This window comes from Janthinobacterium sp. CG_23.3 (assembly GCF_046115965.1).
GTDB lineage: Bacteria > Pseudomonadota > Gammaproteobacteria > Burkholderiales > Burkholderiaceae_D > Janthinobacterium.
This window is the reverse complement of sequence record NZ_JBJXIB010000048.1, coordinates 1-16,097: the sequence shown is the minus strand read 5'-3', so window position 1 is coordinate 16,097 and position 16,097 is coordinate 1. Positions and strand designations below refer to the sequence as shown.

General features: G+C 64.7%; 12 protein-coding genes. 9 read left to right on the top strand and 3 right to left on the bottom strand.

Translation table 11 applies throughout. The features are described 5' to 3' along the window. Positions 1–13: 13 nt before the first annotated feature. Positions 14–823 carry a transferase spermidine synthase gene (locus ACFDR9_RS13145; protein WP_409031271.1) on the bottom strand — a complete coding sequence of 270 codons (810 nt, stop codon included), beginning with the start codon at positions 821–823 and terminating at the stop codon, positions 14–16. A 158-nt stretch (positions 824–981) separates the two neighbouring features. Here ACFDR9_RS13145 and ACFDR9_RS13140 point away from each other — a divergent pair, with 158 nt between their 5' ends. The 5 genes from ACFDR9_RS13140 to ACFDR9_RS13120 all read left to right on the top strand — a co-directional run bounded on the left by ACFDR9_RS13140 (position 982) and on the right by ACFDR9_RS13120 (position 5,977). After that, a complete protein-coding gene (locus ACFDR9_RS13140) occupies positions 982–1,257 on the top strand; it encodes a hypothetical protein (protein WP_017874866.1) in 276 nt (91 codons plus the stop codon). Between the two features lie 145 nt (positions 1,258–1,402). Beyond that, positions 1,403–2,566 (top strand): GGDEF domain-containing protein, encoded by a 1,164-nt coding sequence (locus ACFDR9_RS13135; RefSeq protein ID WP_017874867.1) that lies wholly within the window; start codon positions 1,403–1,405, stop codon positions 2,564–2,566. Positions 2,567–2,863: 297 nt separating this feature from the next. Continuing rightward, complete coding sequence (locus ACFDR9_RS13130; protein ID WP_409031270.1) at positions 2,864–4,321, top strand: Ppx/GppA family phosphatase; 1,458 nt, start codon at positions 2,864–2,866, stop codon at positions 4,319–4,321. A gap of 92 nt (positions 4,322–4,413) precedes the next feature. After that, the gene (locus ACFDR9_RS13125) at positions 4,414–5,121 is read left to right on the top strand and encodes a hypothetical protein (protein ID WP_409031269.1); all 708 of its coding nucleotides are present in this window, start codon (positions 4,414–4,416) and stop codon (positions 5,119–5,121) included. A gap of 88 nt (positions 5,122–5,209) precedes the next feature. Continuing rightward, positions 5,210–5,977: a GNAT family N-acetyltransferase gene (locus ACFDR9_RS13120; RefSeq protein WP_017874870.1), complete on the top strand. Its 768-nt coding sequence runs from the start codon at positions 5,210–5,212 to the stop codon at positions 5,975–5,977. An 80-nt stretch (positions 5,978–6,057) separates the two neighbouring features. Here ACFDR9_RS13120 and ACFDR9_RS13115 read toward each other — a convergent pair whose 3' ends face one another. Next, positions 6,058–11,592: a CHAT domain-containing protein gene (locus ACFDR9_RS13115; RefSeq protein ID WP_409031268.1), complete on the bottom strand. Its 5,535-nt coding sequence runs from the start codon at positions 11,590–11,592 to the stop codon at positions 6,058–6,060. Between the two features lie 259 nt (positions 11,593–11,851). On the opposite strand from ACFDR9_RS13115, the gene ACFDR9_RS13110 reads away from it, so the two are divergent. The 3 genes from ACFDR9_RS13110 (at position 11,852) to ACFDR9_RS13100 (ending at position 14,229) form a co-directional block, all read left to right on the top strand. Beyond that, on the top strand, positions 11,852–12,322 hold the full coding sequence (locus tag ACFDR9_RS13110) for a DUF1348 family protein (protein ID WP_409031267.1): 471 nt from the start codon (positions 11,852–11,854) through the stop codon (positions 12,320–12,322). A 27-nt stretch (positions 12,323–12,349) separates the two neighbouring features. Continuing rightward, complete coding sequence (locus tag ACFDR9_RS13105; RefSeq protein ID WP_409031266.1) at positions 12,350–12,904, top strand: TetR/AcrR family transcriptional regulator; 555 nt, start codon at positions 12,350–12,352, stop codon at positions 12,902–12,904. Positions 12,905–13,371: 467 nt separating this feature from the next. After that, entirely contained in the window at positions 13,372–14,229 is an 858-nt protein-coding gene (locus tag ACFDR9_RS13100; protein WP_409031265.1) for a hypothetical protein, read from the top strand. A gap of 230 nt (positions 14,230–14,459) precedes the next feature. Here ACFDR9_RS13100 and ACFDR9_RS13095 read toward each other — a convergent pair whose 3' ends face one another. Next, positions 14,460–15,521: a DUF262 domain-containing protein gene (locus tag ACFDR9_RS13095; RefSeq protein WP_409031264.1), complete on the bottom strand. Its 1,062-nt coding sequence runs from the start codon at positions 15,519–15,521 to the stop codon at positions 14,460–14,462. Positions 15,522–15,731: 210 nt separating this feature from the next. On the opposite strand from ACFDR9_RS13095, the gene ACFDR9_RS13090 reads away from it, so the two are divergent. Further along, complete coding sequence (locus tag ACFDR9_RS13090; RefSeq protein WP_409031263.1) at positions 15,732–16,007, top strand: DUF6444 domain-containing protein; 276 nt, start codon at positions 15,732–15,734, stop codon at positions 16,005–16,007. Positions 16,008–16,097: the final 90 nt, after the last annotated feature.

Genomic DNA, 16,097 nt, shown 5'->3' with positions numbered 1-16,097 from the left:
ATTTGCAACAAAATCAAGGCGGCGGGCGGCGCGGGCGCTGTGGCGCGGCGCGGCTCAGGCGCCGCACCACCAGCCGCGCCAGCAGCGGGTTGAGGAAGGCCAGGCCGAAACGCCGGCGCCATTCCACCAGGCTCAGCACCCGCAGCGCGCGCGAGGGCGCGGCGAAGGCGCCGCCCGTGGCCTCGTTGACGGCGAAGAGGATGCGGTTGTTGCCGGCGATGCCGTCGAACCAGCACAGGCGGTTGCGGAAGGTCAGGCGCAAGCGCCCCAGCATGGCCCGGTAGTGGCGGTCGTAGCTGAAGATGTTGGCCACCAGCACGCCGCCGGGCAGCAGCGCGCGGCGGCAGTCGGCGTAGAAGCGCGCGCTGCCCAGCGCCGGCGGCAGGCCGCCCTCGTCGAAGCCGTCGATCAGCAGCACGTCGGCGCAGGCCGGCGCGTGCGCCAGGTAGTCGACGGCGTCGGCGTGGACGATGCGAAAGCGCGCGTCGTCGGGCGGAATCAGGAACTGCTCGCGCAGCGCGATGACGTCGGCGCGCAGTTCGAGCACGGTGATACGCGCCTCGGGCAGGTAGCGGTAGCAGAACTTGGCCAGCGAGCCGCCGCCCAGGCCGACCATGATAATGTGCCGCGGGCGCGGTTGGAACAGCGTGAAGCACATCATCGCGCGGGCGTAGCGCAGCACCAGCTCGTCCGGGCGCGAGAGCCGCATCTCGCTTTGGATCATGCCCGGCTTGAACTCCAGCGAACGGCGGTCGCCGCGGGTGTGCACCAGGGCCGGCTGGGGTGGTTCGGTCGGGGCGCGGTGGCGCAGGGGTTCTGGCATGCGAAATCAGTGGGTGGTGGTGGTCAATATTTTGTTTCGTGCATAGAATTCTGATAAGCTGCCTAAGCACCCCGTCGCGACAGCGCGGCGGCTGACCGATCCACGCAGCATACAGGATTCGGCGCGGCCGGCGCGGCGGCCATCATGGAGAGAAGCGTATGTTTTTGGACCACCCGACTATTACCGCGACCAACAGCTTTACCGAGCCGGACCGGATCGAGCGGCTGACCCGCGTCTACGGCTACACGGCGGCGCTGGCCGACCAGGCCGGGAATCATCTGTTCATTGAAAAAGTGGCGCAGATCCACGACCACAAGGGCACCCTGATCGTCTTTTGGCACGAGGCCCCCAGCGAGGACGAGAAGCAGTTTTTCGTGCAGGCCTGGGCCAGCAAGATCGGCGACGGCAGCAACAACGTCGAACACGAGATTTAAGCGCGCGGCGAAGAGCCGGGGTCGGACCCGCGCGGCTTGACCCCGGATTCACGGTGTCGGTTGACGGCGAGCCGACCACCGGGCCCCTGCAATCCCGGCGGTCGAGCCGCCCGCCATCGGCGCGCCCACCTTTTCCGGCAACGACATGGACATCAAAACACTGGTACTCGCTTTGGCGCTGGGCAATCTGAGCCTGTGCGCCGGGCTGTTCTTTTTCGGCTACGGCCGCGCCGCCTCGCCCGGCCTGTCGACCTGGTCGGCGGCCAAGCAATGCCAGGCGGTGGCCTGGCTGCTGCTGTACTTCCGCGGCATCATCCCCGATTTCCTCTCGATCCCGGTCGGCAGCGCGCTGCTGTTCGCCGGCGTGGCGCTGGACGCCGGCGCCTCGTGGGAGGCAGCCGGGCGCGGCGGCTGGCGCCGCGTGGTGCTGCCGGCGCTGGTGCTGGCGGTGGCCGGCTTCGTGCTGTGCTACGTGCTCGACATGGAGCAGGCGCTGCGCTCGGCCGTCGGCGCGCTGATCGTCGCGGTGTTCTTCCTGGCCGGCGTGGCGGCGCTGGCGCTGGGCTGGTCCGGCGCCGGCATGCTGCAGCGCTTCCTGGTGGTGACGCTGAGCGCGCTGGCGCTGGTGCTCGGCGCCAGCGGCGCGCTGCCGGCGGCGCTGCCGGACGGCTGGTCCTGGATCACCCCGGCCGGCATGCAGGCGGCCGGCCTCGGCGCGTTCTACCTGATGATGCTCAGCAACGGCTTTGGCTACCTGCTGCTGTCGCGCGAGCGCGGCGAACGCGAACTGGCGCGGCTCGAGGTGCTCGACACGCTCACCGACGTGCCGAACCGGCGCGGCTTTTACAACGCGCTGGCGCCGTGGATGGCGCTGGCGCGCCGGCCCGGCACGCCGACCGCGATGATCGTACTGAACCTGGACCACTTCAAACGCGTCAACGACAGCTACGGCCACCCGGTCGGCGACGCGGTGCTCAAGGCCATCGTCGACGTGTGCAAGAAGCAACTGCGCGACAGCGACCTGATGGGCCGCCTGGGCGGCGCCGAGTTCGCCATCCAACTGCCGCGCACCACCCTGGCCGACGCCCTGGTGGTGGCCGAGCGCGTGCGCGCCGCCGTCGAGCGGATGCCGGTAAAGACGGAGCGCGCGGTGATCACCCTCACCGCCAGCCTGGGCGTGACCACCATCCGCGCCGAGGACAGCAGCGTCAGCCTGTTCCAGCGCGCCGACGAAGCGCTGCAAGAAGCCAAGCGCGCGGGGCGCAACCGCGTCGTCGAAGCGCCCGCCGCCGCCCCGCTCGACGCCTGAGCGGCGCGGCAACGACAAAGCCGGCCCTTGTGCCGGGTTCCAGGCGGCGTTGGCCGAACCGCGCCGCGCCGCTCCCGGCCGACATTGTCGGGTAAAGCCCCTTGGGCTAAGCCGACCCGCGGACGGCGCGCCCGCCGCTATTCAAATAAACGGTATAAACCATTCACAATGCAGTAGGATTCAGTCTGCGCGTTGCGCGCGGCGTGTCACCGGGCGGTCACATCGCTGGTGTAACGTGGGTGGATTTTTTCATCAAAAGCCTGTGCGAATCACGATAATAAAACATAAGAGGCTGGTATGTACGCTGCGGTTGACCTAGGTTCCAACAGTTTTCGTCTGCACATCGGCAAGCACGACGGCGACACCATCCGCGTGCTGAAAAGCGTGCGCGACCCGATCCGCCTGGCCGCCGGCCTGGACGCGAACGGCAATTTGACGGAGGCGGCGATGCAGACGGCGCTGACCTGCCTGAACAATTTCCGCATCATGCTGGCCGGCTACGAGCTTGACGCGGTGCGCGTGGTGGCGACGTCGGCCATGCGCGTGGCGCGCAACGGCGCGGTCTTCCTGCCGCTGGCCGAACAGGCCATCGGCCACCCGATCGAGATCATCTCGGGCGAGGAGGAGGGCCGCCTGATCTACATGGGCGTGGCCAACGCGCTGGCGCTGCCCGGCGAGCGCCGCCTGGTGGTCGACATCGGCGGCGGCTCGACCGAATTGATACTCGGGCGCGGCGCCGACATCGAGCGGGTCGAGTCGTTCTCGCTGGGCACCGTCAAGCAGAGCCTGTCGTTTTTCGTCGGCGGGCGCATCGACGCGCCCTCGTTCGAGGCGGCCATCCTGTCGGCGCGCAGCCATTTCGAGGACGCCGCGCCGCCATACCGGCCGCAACACTGGAAGAACGCCTACGGTTCCTCGGGCACCATCCGCACCATCGCCGACATCATCGCCAAGAACAACCTGGGCCGCGGCGACCTGTCCGGTCCCAGCCTGGAGGCCTTGAAGCAGCGCTTCATCGCGTTCGGCCAGGTCGGTAAAATCGACATGCCGGGCCTGAAGCCGGACCGCGCCGGCACCATCGTCGGCGGCCTGGCGATTCTGATCGCGCTGGTGCACGAACTCGACATCGAGGCGATGGCGCCGGTCGAGGCCGGCCTGCGCATGGGCGTGATGTGGGACCTGTACCTGCGCTCGACCAAGCGCGACCGGCGCGAGCAGTCGGTCCAGGCCTGCCTGCAAAAGTTCCACGTCGACGAGGGCCGTGCGCTGCGCGTGGCCGAGAACGCGGTGGCGATGTACGCCCAGCTCAAGCCGAACACGGACGCGCTCAACAAGTGCCTGCGCTGGAGCGCCATGCTGCACGAGGTGGGCATGGCGGTGTCGCAGACCGGCTACCACAAGCACGCGGCCTACATCGTCGAAAACGCCGACCTGCCGGGCTTCACGACGCGCGAGCAGAAAACCATGAGCAAATTGATCATGGCGCAGAAGGGCAATCTGCGCAAAATCGGCGACGCGCTGGCCGAGCCGGACTTCGCCAAGGCGGTGCTGGCGCTGCGGCTGGCGATCCTGTTCATGCACGCCCGCATCGACGCCGATTTCAGCGAACTGCGCCTGCGCATGAAAAACCGCATCGAACTGGAAATCAAGCGCGACTGGGTGGCGCACCATCCAACGGTGTCGTTCTGGATCGAGAAGGAGCAGGAGTTGTGGGATGAAGTCGGGGTTGATTTCAGCATCCGCGCCACCGCTTAGCCAAGCCCCGTCCGAGGTTGTGCCGATATGGATCAAGCAATTTTTCCATAAATCGTATATATTGTTTATATTATTTACCAAATGGACCGAAAATGAGCAAAATCAGCGTATTGAAAACCGCCCAGCCCGCCATCGCCGCCGACGCCTCCGGCGCCGCCAACGGCCAAGGCTCGCCGTTCCCGACCACCGCGTCGATCGGCGCCGCCGCCGACAATGCCGGCGCCGCCGCCGTCGTCAAAGCCGCGCCGAAGCGCACCGCCAAGGCGCCGCTGAGCGCGCGCAAGGCGGTGGCCCTGGCCGGTCCGGATGGGGCCAAGCCGGTTGCCGTCAAAGCCAAGCCCGCCGCCGCGGTGAAGCCAGTCAAACCAGTCGCCGCCAAACCGGCCGCCGTCAAGGCCGCGCCGGAAACCGCCGCGGCCAAAGCCACGCCAGCGGCCGCGAAGGCGGCCGTCAAGCCCGCCGCCAAGGCGAAAGCGGCTGCCAAGCCGGCGCTGAAAGCGCCCGCCAAACCAGCGGCCAAGCCCGCCGCCAAGGCCGGCGCCAAGGTCGACGCCGCGGCGCTGGCCAAGGAAAAGGCCCGCAAGCCAAAACTGGTGCGCGACAGCTTCACCATGCCGGAGGGCGAATACGCGGTGCTGAGCCAGGTGAAAAAAGCCTGCCTGAAAGCCGGGTTCGAGATCAAGAAAAGCGAACTGCTGCGTATCGGCGTGGCGCTGATCAGCCAGATCGACATGGCGACGCTGCAGAGCGTGCTGTCGGCGCTGCCGCAGTTGAAGACCGGGCGTCCAAAGAAGGATTGAGGCAGCTCAGGGAAATGGCGCGCCGATGTCATTTCCCTGAAATAATTAACTAGTACGCTTGCTTCGTCTCTATAACCAAGGATGAAGCATGCAAAACTTAATCGCATCGGCCGACGTTAAGGGCCACGCCGCCAAACTGGTCCTCAGTGTGGCCAGCACCGCCGAAGAGCTGCGCGAAGTCCAGCGCCTGCGTTACAAGGTGTTTATCGAGACGATGGGCTTGACCGCGCTGGTGCGCGCCGACGGCCTCGACAGCGACGAGTTCGACGAGCACTGCGACCACCTGATCGTGCGCGACGCCGACACCCTGAAAGTGGTCGGCACCTACCGCGTGCTGAGCGCGGCGCGGGCCGGCAAGATCGGCCGCCTGTATTCCGAAAACGAGTTCGACCTGGGGCGCCTGAACAACGTGCGCGGGCGCATGGTCGAAGCGGGGCGCGCCTGCATCCATCCGAAATACCGCGGCGGCGGCGTCATCATGCTGCTCTGGTCGGGCCTGGCCGAATACATGCGGCGCGAGCGCTGCGACTACCTGGTCGGCTGTGCCAGCATTAGCCTGGCCGACGGCGGCCACAACGCGGTGGCGGTGTACCAGGCGCTGGCCGCCAAGCACATGGCGCCGTCCGAGTACCGCGTCACGCCGCACCTGCCGTTCCCGATCCACAAGGTGGAGGCGGCGCACAAGCCGCAAGTGCCGCCGCTGATCAAGGGCTACCTGCGCTCGGGCGCCTGGATTTGCGGCGAACCGGCCTGGGACCCCGACTTCGAGAGCGCCGACATGTTCATGATGATGCCGCTGGCAAACCTGGACGGCCGCTACGCCAAGCACTACGGCGTCGCCCCGGCCGGCCGGTAAAGCGCCGGCCGCCCGCCCGGCGTCGGCTTACGCCGCGCCAAGCCGACCTGCGACGGCTTGGCGGCGCATCCGCGGCGGCGCTACGCCGGCAGCGGCAGCTGCGCCGCGAACGCCAGCAGCGCGCCGCGCAGGCGCGCTTCGATGCTGCCGTCGGCGGCCTGCGGCGGCAGCATCTCCAGCATGAATTGCACCTGTACCGCCAGCGCCTGCGGTTCGCCGACGGTGCCGTAGCGCCGCAACGCCTCGGTGTACAGCGCGGCCACCTTGCGCCGCTCGGCGGCGTCGAACACGGCCGGGTAGGGCGGTCCCTCGTAGCAGGCCCACAGCGCGGCGATCAGCGCCGCCTCCAGCTCAACGCAGATGTCGGCCGCCTTGCGTTCCTCGGCGTAGCGCTGGTGCGCGTTGGCGAGCGCGCCCTGCAGCAGCGCGGCCAGGCCGCCGCGCATTTCGCGCCAGGCCTCGTCGCGCCCGGCCGCCTTCAGCAGGAAGGCGCCGGCGAGCGCGTTGAAGATGATCTCGTAGTCGGCCGCGCCGGTGCGCAGGCCGGCCTCCCGCAGCGCGCGGCGGTAGGCCGCGGTCATCGCCAGCAGCGCCGCCTCGGGCGCCCGGCCGCGCAGGCGGGCCAGGCGCGCCACCAACTTCCAATACAGGCCCAGCAGCGCCAGCCGGCGCGCCGTCGGCGCCAGCTCGATCAGCAGCTCCAGGCGCCGGCGGCCGTTCTGCATCAGCGCCTCGCCGGCCTCCGGCTGCGGCGCCGGCGGGCGCTCGATGCCGTCGTCGACGGCCACGCCGAGCAGGGCGGCGCCCTGCGCCACCTCGAGTTGCGCCAGGTGCTCCAGCGCGTGCATCGACAGCAGGCCGTCGGCGGCGCTTTGCGCGGCGCGGTAGTGCTCGATGGCGCGCAGCGTATTCTCCAGCCCGGCCAGGTCGGCGCGGATCGCCGCCATTTTTTCGCGGATGTCGGCATAGCCGAAAAAGCGTATGCGCGCCGCCTCCTCGATGCTGTGCAGCTTGTCCTGCAGCGACTTGCGGCGCGCCGCGTCGGCGCCGGCGATGCGCGCGTGCAGCGTCTCCAGGTCGGCCAGCAACTGGCCGTGGTAGTGGTAGTCGGGCGCGCGCCACTGCTTCGTTTCGGTGTTGGGGAAGCGGTAGCGGTCGTCGCCGTAGGCCTGGTAGGCGCCCCAGGTGTTCGACGCCGGGAAGCGCAGGTAGGCCGTTTCGCGCGCCAGCCGCACCGCCTCGCCGAAGTATTCGCCGCCCATCATGGCCTGGTAGAAGCTGTGGGCGAACACGGCGGCGGCCTGGTCGTCGATGCGCCAGCCGGCCGCGATCACCGCCTTCGAACCCATCTCGATGAAGGCGGTGGCCAGGTTGGCGGCCAGCTTCGACCACGGCGCGGCGGCGTCCGGGCGCATGTCGCCGAGGTGGCAGCAGTTGATGAAGACGAACTGCGGCACCCGTTTCAGCTTGCTGATCTGGGCCGCCGTCAGGCGCGTCTTCGGCCCCAGCACCAGGCCGGTGAGCGGGGTGCTGGGCCCCTCCACCTCGCCGTGGCCGGCCAGGTGGATGGCGAAATACTTTTCATCGAACAGGTGCACCAGCACCTGCTGCGCCTTGGGCCGGTACAGGTCGACGACGTTGTAGCCGTTGGCGCTGAACAGGCGCGCCACGTCTTGCGCCTCGGCCTGCGCCGCCGCCAGCTCGGCCATGCCGGAGTCGGTGTCGCCGACCACCAGCACGCTGTTCGACAGCGGGCTCAGGCCGCGCGGGCGCTCGCGCGGCGTGGCCAGCTGGCGCACCATGCCGATGCGCGTCGACAGCGGGCTCTCCTCGCCGTCGGCCTCGTCGCGCATCAATTCCCACGGGTAGATCGCGGCGCTCTGGTCGACCGCCAGGATCAGGCCGCGCATTTCGGGAATCGCCGCCTTCAGGCCGTTCGGCAGCATCAACTCGTAGAGCGCGCGCGACAGGCCGGGCTGGTCGGTGGTGTTGTCGGTGGCGTCCATGATCAAGCCGTCCACCGCCTGGCGCTGGTTGGGTTCCTCGTCGACGCTGTTGTGGGCGCGGTCGGTGACGAGCGTGAAGCGCAGCGCGCCGGAGCTGTCGGCGGCGACGATGTGGACGCGGCGCCAGCCGTTGTCGCCCGACAGCGCCGGCAGCACGCGCCGGTAGCCGCCCGGGCTGCGCTTGATGCGCCCGTCGAAGGCCAGCGCGTTCTGGTAGCGCGCCTCGCCCATGATGTGCTCGATGGCGCCGGCGGCGGCGATGGCGCGCGCCTCCGACTGCTCGTAGACGCTGACGTGGCGGATGCGGCTGCGCAGGCCGGCGTCCTCGAGGCGGCGGTTGGCCGCGCGCAGGCCGTCGATCAGCGAGCGCAGGCACAGCGCGATGCTCAGGCCGCCGTAGCCGGAACCGGACAGCAGGCTGGCCACCCGCAGGCCCGGGTCGGGCGGCTCGGCGCGCGCGGCCGCCTCGGCCGCCGCCTCGCCGGGGCGCTGCGGGCAGGGCGCGGCGTTGTGCTCGGCCTGCTGCAACTGCTCGTTGACGCGGGCGTATTCGACCAGGCCGCCGGCGAAGGCGCGCGTCAGCTCGCCCGGCGTCAATTCGCCCAGCGCGCCCAGGCCGATGACGATGGCGCCGCCGGGGCGGCGCGCGCGCGCCTGTTGCAGCACCACCACCGCCTCGTCCGGGCTTTGCGGGAAGCGCCCGAGCGCGTAGATTTGCTGCAGGCGGCCGTCGAGCAGGCGGTCGAGGAAGGACATGCTGCCGCGCAGCGACTCGTAGGCGTAGCAGCCGGCGAGCACCGGCATGTCGGCGTTGGCCATGCTGCCGTGGACGATTTCGAGGGTGACGTGCTCGGGCGGCGCCGGCCGCTGCAGTAGCGGGCGGGCGCCGCCCAGCGCCGCCGCCAGCACCTCCTGGGCGCTCGGATAGAGTGGCGCGGCGCCGCCCTCGCGGGCGCGAAAGCGCGGCGCGGCGCCGCCCGGCGGCGTCGGCGGGGCCTCCGGCAGCAGCAGCGTGTGGCCGGTGTCCAGCAACTGCTGGTAGGCCGGGAAGGCGTCCTTTTTCAACAGCAGGTCGCCGTGCGCGGCCGCCACGTACCAGGTGCGCACGCCGGGCGGCGCGGCGCCGTCCCAGGCCACGCGGCCGTCGCCGGCGCCGCCGTAGGCGATTTCGACGCGGCCGCCGCGCAGCCGCAGGCCCAGCGGCGTCTCGGCGCAGCCGGCCAGGTAACTGGTGCGCTCCGGGTCGAGCGGCGCGTCCTCCAGCAGCGCGACGGTGGCGCGGGCCTGTTCCAGCGCCTCGGCCAGCGGCGCCTGCCAGCCGTCCGGCCGGGCGGCGCCGCGGTCGCCGTCGGCCCAGGCTTGCCAGGTGGCGGCGGAAAAATAGTCGTTGCCGTCGGCGCCGGCGCGGCCGCCGGCGTCGGCCGGCCAGGGCAAGGCCTCCAGCACGCCGGGGAAGGCGCGGATGAAGCCGAGGAAGTCGCGCAGCGTGTGGCGCCAGCCGATCCAGCTGGCCAGCATCTGCACCAGGTCGTCGCGTCCGAGCAGCACCGCCGCCATCGCGTGCGAGCCGCGGTTGGGCGCGCCGGCCTGCAGCAGGCGGCTGCCGGGGATCGCCGCGAAGCGCAGCCAGCGGTCCTTCAGCGCCAGCCGCGCCACCAGCCCGCCCATCGCATGGCCGACGATGCGCAGCGGCTGGCCGCGTTGCTCGGCGTCGCTCATGGCCGCGTCCAGCACCGGCAGGAAGGCGGCGCTGGTGTGGCGCAGCGACAGGCGCCAGTCGAAGGTGAACGGGCGCACCTCCTGGCTCAGCGCGAGGAACTGGGCGAACTGCTCGTAGTACTGCTCGACCCAGCCGGCGCTGACGATGTTGGGCCGGCCCACGGCCAGGCGCTCGATCTGGCCGTCGACCAGGTTGACCGGGTCGAACCAGACCCGGCTGGCGCCGACCTGCAGGTGGCTACCCATCATGCCGGGCAACAGCAGCACGATGGGGGCGCGCTCGCGCCGCTTGGGCGCCTCGCCGCCGCGGGCGATCAGGCCGTGTTCGGGTAGCGGCAGGCCGCGGTAGGCTTGGTCGTCGCCGGCCAGCGCCTGCACCACCGCGGCGGCCGAGGCCGGCAGCTCGAAGTAGTTCAGGTGGTGCACCCGCGGGCCGCTGAAGAAGGCTTGCAGCAGCGGCGCCTGGCGCGCCGCGCCGCCCGTCATCGAGGTGGTGTTGACCACCAGGTCGCTCTGGCCGCCATAGTAGAGCTCGGCGGCGCTGTCGGCCAGCCACTTCAGCAGGCCGGTGCCGCTGAAGTCGCCGGCGACGACGTGCAGCGGGCTTTTCACGCGCACGTCGGGCGCGTTCAGCAGCGCCACCAGCGGCGCGTCCGGCATCATCGCCTCCAGCCCCGGCAGCACGCGCGCGTCGCAGCGCTGCTGCACCAGCGCCAGCAGGATGGAGCTGCCGACGTCGACCGCCTCGGCCAGCGGCGCCAGCGCCGGCTGCGCCAGGCTGCCCACGCGCAGGGCGCCGCCGAGCAGGTTGAACATCACGCTGGCCCAGCGGTCCAGGCGGCCCGACAGCAGCGTGGTGCCGCGCGCCGGGCAGGCCACGCGGACGAAGCGTTCGACGCGGATGGCGCGCCGCTGCAGCTCGACGTTCAGCTCGGCCAGGCGGGCCGCGTCGGCCTGGTAGCCGAGCCGCCCGGCCAGCGCCGCCTGCGAACAGAAATGGTCGATGTCGTGCTGGTTGAAGGGCTCGCCGCCGACGGTGTTCTCGCTCAGGCGCTCGACGCCGTCGCCGGTCAGGTCGACCGCGCCGCGGCTGTCGCTGCGCTGGGCGCGCGCCAGCAGCTCGCCGACCAGGCCGCCGCGCGAATGGCTCAGCAGGTGCAGCACGCTGCCGGCCGGCAGCTGGCGCACCAGATCGAGCGCGTTGGCGACCGGGCTGTCGGTCAGCGTGCGGTGCTCGAAAGCGAAGATGCGGTTGCCGTACAGCGCGCCCAGTTGTGGCGCCAGGCCGGCCGTCCACAAGCCGACGAAAGTGCCCTCGGTCGACGAGGCGGCGCCGTGCAGCAGCACCAGCAGCGGCTCGCGCGCCGGCGCCAGCGCCGTCACCGGCGTCAGCTCCCAGCGCTCGACGCCGCAGCGGTACAGGCCGAGCCGGTGCTGCAACTGGCGGTCCTGGAAGGCGCCGGCGGCGGCCAGCGCCGTCATGCCGCCGGCGCCGCTGCGGTAGATCCGCAGCGCTTTCAGCATCCACGCGCCCAGGCCGTCTCGGCTGGCGCCGTCCGGCAGGTGCGGGCCGCTCGGACGCAGCGCCTGGCCCACCGCCAGCGTGGCCGCGCCGTTGCCGCCGGCGGGCGGCCCCAGATAGCGTTCGAGATCGTCGGCGGCGGCCAGCAGGCGGGTGCCGTCGGTGAGGATCAGCTCGACGACGTCGGCCTCGCCGACCGGCACCGAGACCTCGTCGCTGCCCAGGCCGCGCGCGCCCGACAGCACGTACGTTTCTGTGCCCCACTCGGGCGCGACGTGGTCGTCGTTGACGGTGGCGTGGGGATCGCGCGTCAGCGTCAGCCATAGCAGCGGTGCGGCCGTGGGCGGAATAGAAGTGGGAATATCCATGGCGAAGCAGGCACAAGGGCGGTAATGGCGATAAAGCCACCTTGGCCCTGCCATGCGGGAACACCTTGCGCCACATCAATCCTGTTCGCCAAACCGGCGCCGGCAAGAACACCCCAGGGTTACGCCATTGATTGTTTCAATACCAAAGCCACCCGACAAAAAGATGCTTGTGCTCCGCCGCAGCCCGGGCTACACTGATTGTATTGATCGGTACATAGTGTTCCAACCAGTACACAAATCCATTTTTAAGGTGCCCAGCATGCCAACCCGTCCACCCCTGCCGCCGTTCACCCTCGACGGCGCAACCCAAAAAGTACGCCTTGCCGAAGACGGCTGGAACAGCCGCAACCCCGAAAAAGTCGCGCTGGCCTACACCGAAGACAGCTGGTGGCGCAACCGTAATGAGTTCATCCAAGGCCGTGCTGCTATAGTGGCGTTGCTAACACGCAAGTGGCAGCGCGAACTGGACTACCGCCTGGTCAAGGAATTGTGGCTGCAAGAAGGCAGTCGCATCGGCGTGCGCTTTGCCTACGAGTGGCACGACGCCGCCGGCCAGTGGTATCGCTCGTACGGCAACGAAAACTGGGACTTCGCCGACAACGGTCTGATGCAACGGCGCCACGCCAGCATCAACGACGCCCCGATCGAGCCGTCCGAGCGCCGGTTCCACTGGGACTTGAACGGCCCGCGCCCGGCCGATCACCCGGGGCTGAGCGAAATGGGTTTCTAAAACAAACGAACGGATAGGTAGACAACGATGGCGAGAACGATCGCGGAACGCGGCGACGTGCTGCCCCTGCTGGCGGAAGTGTTCCGCCACTACGGCTTCGAGGGCGCGAGCCTGGCGCGGATCAGCGCCGGGACCGGCTTGGGCAAGGGCAGCATCTACCACTTTTTCCCCGGCGGCAAAGACGACATGGCCGCCGCCGTGCTGGCCGAGATCGACGGCTGGTTCCGCCTGAAAGTGTTCGCGCCGCTGCGCGAGGGCGCCGACGCACGCGCCGGCGTCGACGCCATGTTCGACGCCGTCGAGGCGTATTTCCTGTCGGGTCAGAAAGTGTGCCTGGTCGGTGTGTTCGCGCTAGGATGCGAGCGCGACCGTTTCGCCGCGCAGGTCAGCGATTACTTCGCCGAGTGGATAGGCGCGCTGGCCGCGGCCTTGCGGCGCGGCGGCCGCGACGCCGACACAGCGCAGGCGCTGTCGGAGGAGGTCGTGGGCGCGATCCAAGGCGCGCTGGTACTGGCGCGGGCGCTGGACCGGCCGGCGGCGTTTACGCAGGCACTGCAGCGCTTGCGGCTGCGCCTGCTATAAGCCGGCAGGCCTTGCCCTCGGGGCGTATATATTAGCGGCAATAAGCACGGATATCGCGATCCGCAACTTGGCGGTCATTCATATCGGTAGGCGCGCCGTTACCGTGCCTGACGGCGCCACTTTTGACGTCATGGGCGAGGTCGCATCGAGTTGCATAGGTGCCGGCGAAGCCCAGTTAGCAGAGAGAAGGTAAGTTACATTCCCCGAAAGAACGGGAAAGCACAGAGCATTGCAAAGTTGAATTTAATCTGGGGAAATTATTTTCCGTTGTGAAATGTAAAAGCAATTAAATAGTCATATTTGACATTGCAGTAATGCTACCGTTCCCACGGCAGCTCTACATTCGTCAATCTCTGCGAAGAGAATTTTGAGTCTCTTAGCCGCCGAACATATCACCTCCAAGCACCGGGTGACGGGTACAATATCTTACTTGCTTCGTACAATAATTTTCCCAATTAGAAAAACCGATGGCCATAAACAAAGACCTAGCAATACCTGAGACCGACGACGAATTTGAGGTGATGTGTCATCAGTTGTATCGGCTCATGTGGGAAGACCCAACATGCATGCGTGTTGGTCGAAGCGGACAGAACCAATTTGGTGTCGACATTCTCGCGTTCTATAAGGATATTAATATAGCCATCCAATGCAAGCGTTATGTAGCAACTAAGTTCACCTATTCGACGATGTTAGCGGATGTAACGAAAGCCGATGCGGAAAATCTCGACATTAGCCATCTTCTATTCGCAACAACAGCACAAAATGTCGCGGAGACTGTACGTCAAGTCCATGCATTCAATACGGAACGCAGAGCCATTGGTAAGTTCACAGTATCTGTTGATTTCTGGAGCGATATATGTGGCCACATCCGCATGCATCCATCGATTGGTCGCAATTTCATTCCAGGATATCCAGGCAGCGCTATCTTGGTAATAGACAACACAACAAAGAAAACGCTCGCCACTGTAGAGGATCTTGTAGAACATTCCCGTATTTATGCTCCCACGAAAAAAGTTTCAGAAGCACTTGTAAGTCCAAAGTTTAAGATTGAACAAAAAACATTCACCAATACTGCAGGCTTTGTATCCTGTGAATTAAATATAAAAAATTACGGTGGACAACTGAATGCAGTGGAAATTAAAAGTTTTGATTTAAATTGTGAATTTCCAGCTATAGGAAGAGCTCGTAGCGTCATAATAAAATTATCTATGAGTTGGCCTGTCTATGAAATTCAACTCACAATCAATGGAGTCGATGCAAACGGTGATTATTTCAAAAAAGGTTACCTTGGTGTCTATCAACAAGGGAAATTCATTTTTGATTGAATAACTGTCCAATACTATTTCGGTCCGGCCGCCGCTATCGCTATGCTCTCTGAACACGACGTGAGTACTAAACTTGGCTATCTGATTGAGGGACTTGATAGGGAAAACAGCGATTCGTTTTCGGAACGCAACGGCAAGATGGCAGTTGCGATATGTCGGCTCATGCGTCTGAATTCCCTATCTTAATTCCCCATAACGCTTTATATGTCAATCATATATTTTTTATAATTTTAGACATTTTTTGATAGCCAAATTTCAAAATATTTTCGTAAAATACTATAGCGTAATTCATGACTGGATTTATCATTTATAGATCGACTAGCAACTTTATAGTTATTCCAGTCCGCAAGTGATATTCCTTTTGATTTTGGAGTTGGTTGAATCTTTATCAGCCCCTGGAAATATTCAATAAAATCACGTACGAAAGGAGCTTCTTTTTCCGCTGCATTTCGAGCTAGCCAATAATAAATTGGAATCGGACCCTCCGAATTTAATAACGGATCCCGAAATTGGAATAGTTCGGAAAAATTCCCTAAGGTTTCCAATACTATTGGCAATGCCTTCTCAACTCGTTGGTGCTCGTTATTGGCGGCTGAAGAAAATCGATCTAATGTCGATTTTTTCGTTTCCTGCAATCCCAATGCCTCAAACATTAAAAGTTTAGCAGCACAATTTAAATTTTGCCCTTTTCCGGTAGCGAACTTAACGTATGACTTGAAGAAATCATGATTCCCTATCGTGCGAACCATTTGAGAAACTGGCGTAGAAACGGCATTTCTTATCTCAGCACCACTTAGCGGCTTGCTGCGATTCAGACGGACAAATAACTCTTCTACGAATGATATATCATCGGTCAGTACGCCTACGACAGAAGGATTGAAATTTTCAAAAACTTCCGCAATATCAGGAAATGCAGTTTTTAATTGGCTATATTTTTTTCCGCCTAATTTTAAGCTAGGCATAGAAAGAAGTGAAAACGTGTGTGACAATGAAAAATCATCATTGAAAAATTCGAAAATGGCTTCAAATCTTTGTTTTCCATCTATAACTGCATATGCTTTTTTTTGCTCGTTTAATTTTGATTGGCCCCAAGTGAAATCAGCCACATAAAATTTAGGAATATCAAAACCGTTTAAAATTGAGTCAATTAAGTACTGTTTATCACTGGTTGACCAACGTCTTCCTTTTCGTTGATAGGTTGGGTCAAAATCTATCCTATCTTTTCTCGCGCGCCACCAAGCTAAAGTTTTCGCTTCCAAAGCAGATATTTTAAAAAATTTATGTTCATCCATATTTAAAACCCAAATGTACGCTTCAATTCGCCGGCCAATCCTTCAAGATCGGGATAAATGGTTGATTCAGAAATTCCGAGCGCAAATATCTCTTCACGCACGGACAGAACAGCAGCTTTTGGAATCACTATTTTAATCGTGACTATTCAGCCTGAGCGTACAGCGTAGAAAGTTGTTGTAAACGAATCGTGGATAACGCATCATGCGTGCATGCCACCAAAACCGCCCCGCCCCGACCTTACGCATCTGTCCGAACAGGACAAGGACAGGCTTATCGACGCGCTGTTCGCGCGCCTCGACGCTGTCGAGGCGCGGCTGGGAATGAACAGCCAGAATTCGAGTAAGCCGCCGTCTTCCGATGGTCTTGCAAAGAAGACGCGGTCGTTGCGCGGGACATCGGACAAGAAGGCCGGCGCGCAAGATGGCCACAAAGGGACGACGCTCAAGCGGGTCGCCGAGCCGACCGATACCGTTCGCCATCCGTGACTGTTCAGCCGCTATGCGGCAAGCGGGATAGGATTACCGTTGAAGGCCCGGAGCAGAACCTCAAGCATGCCATGGCCTTGCTTGCGTAGC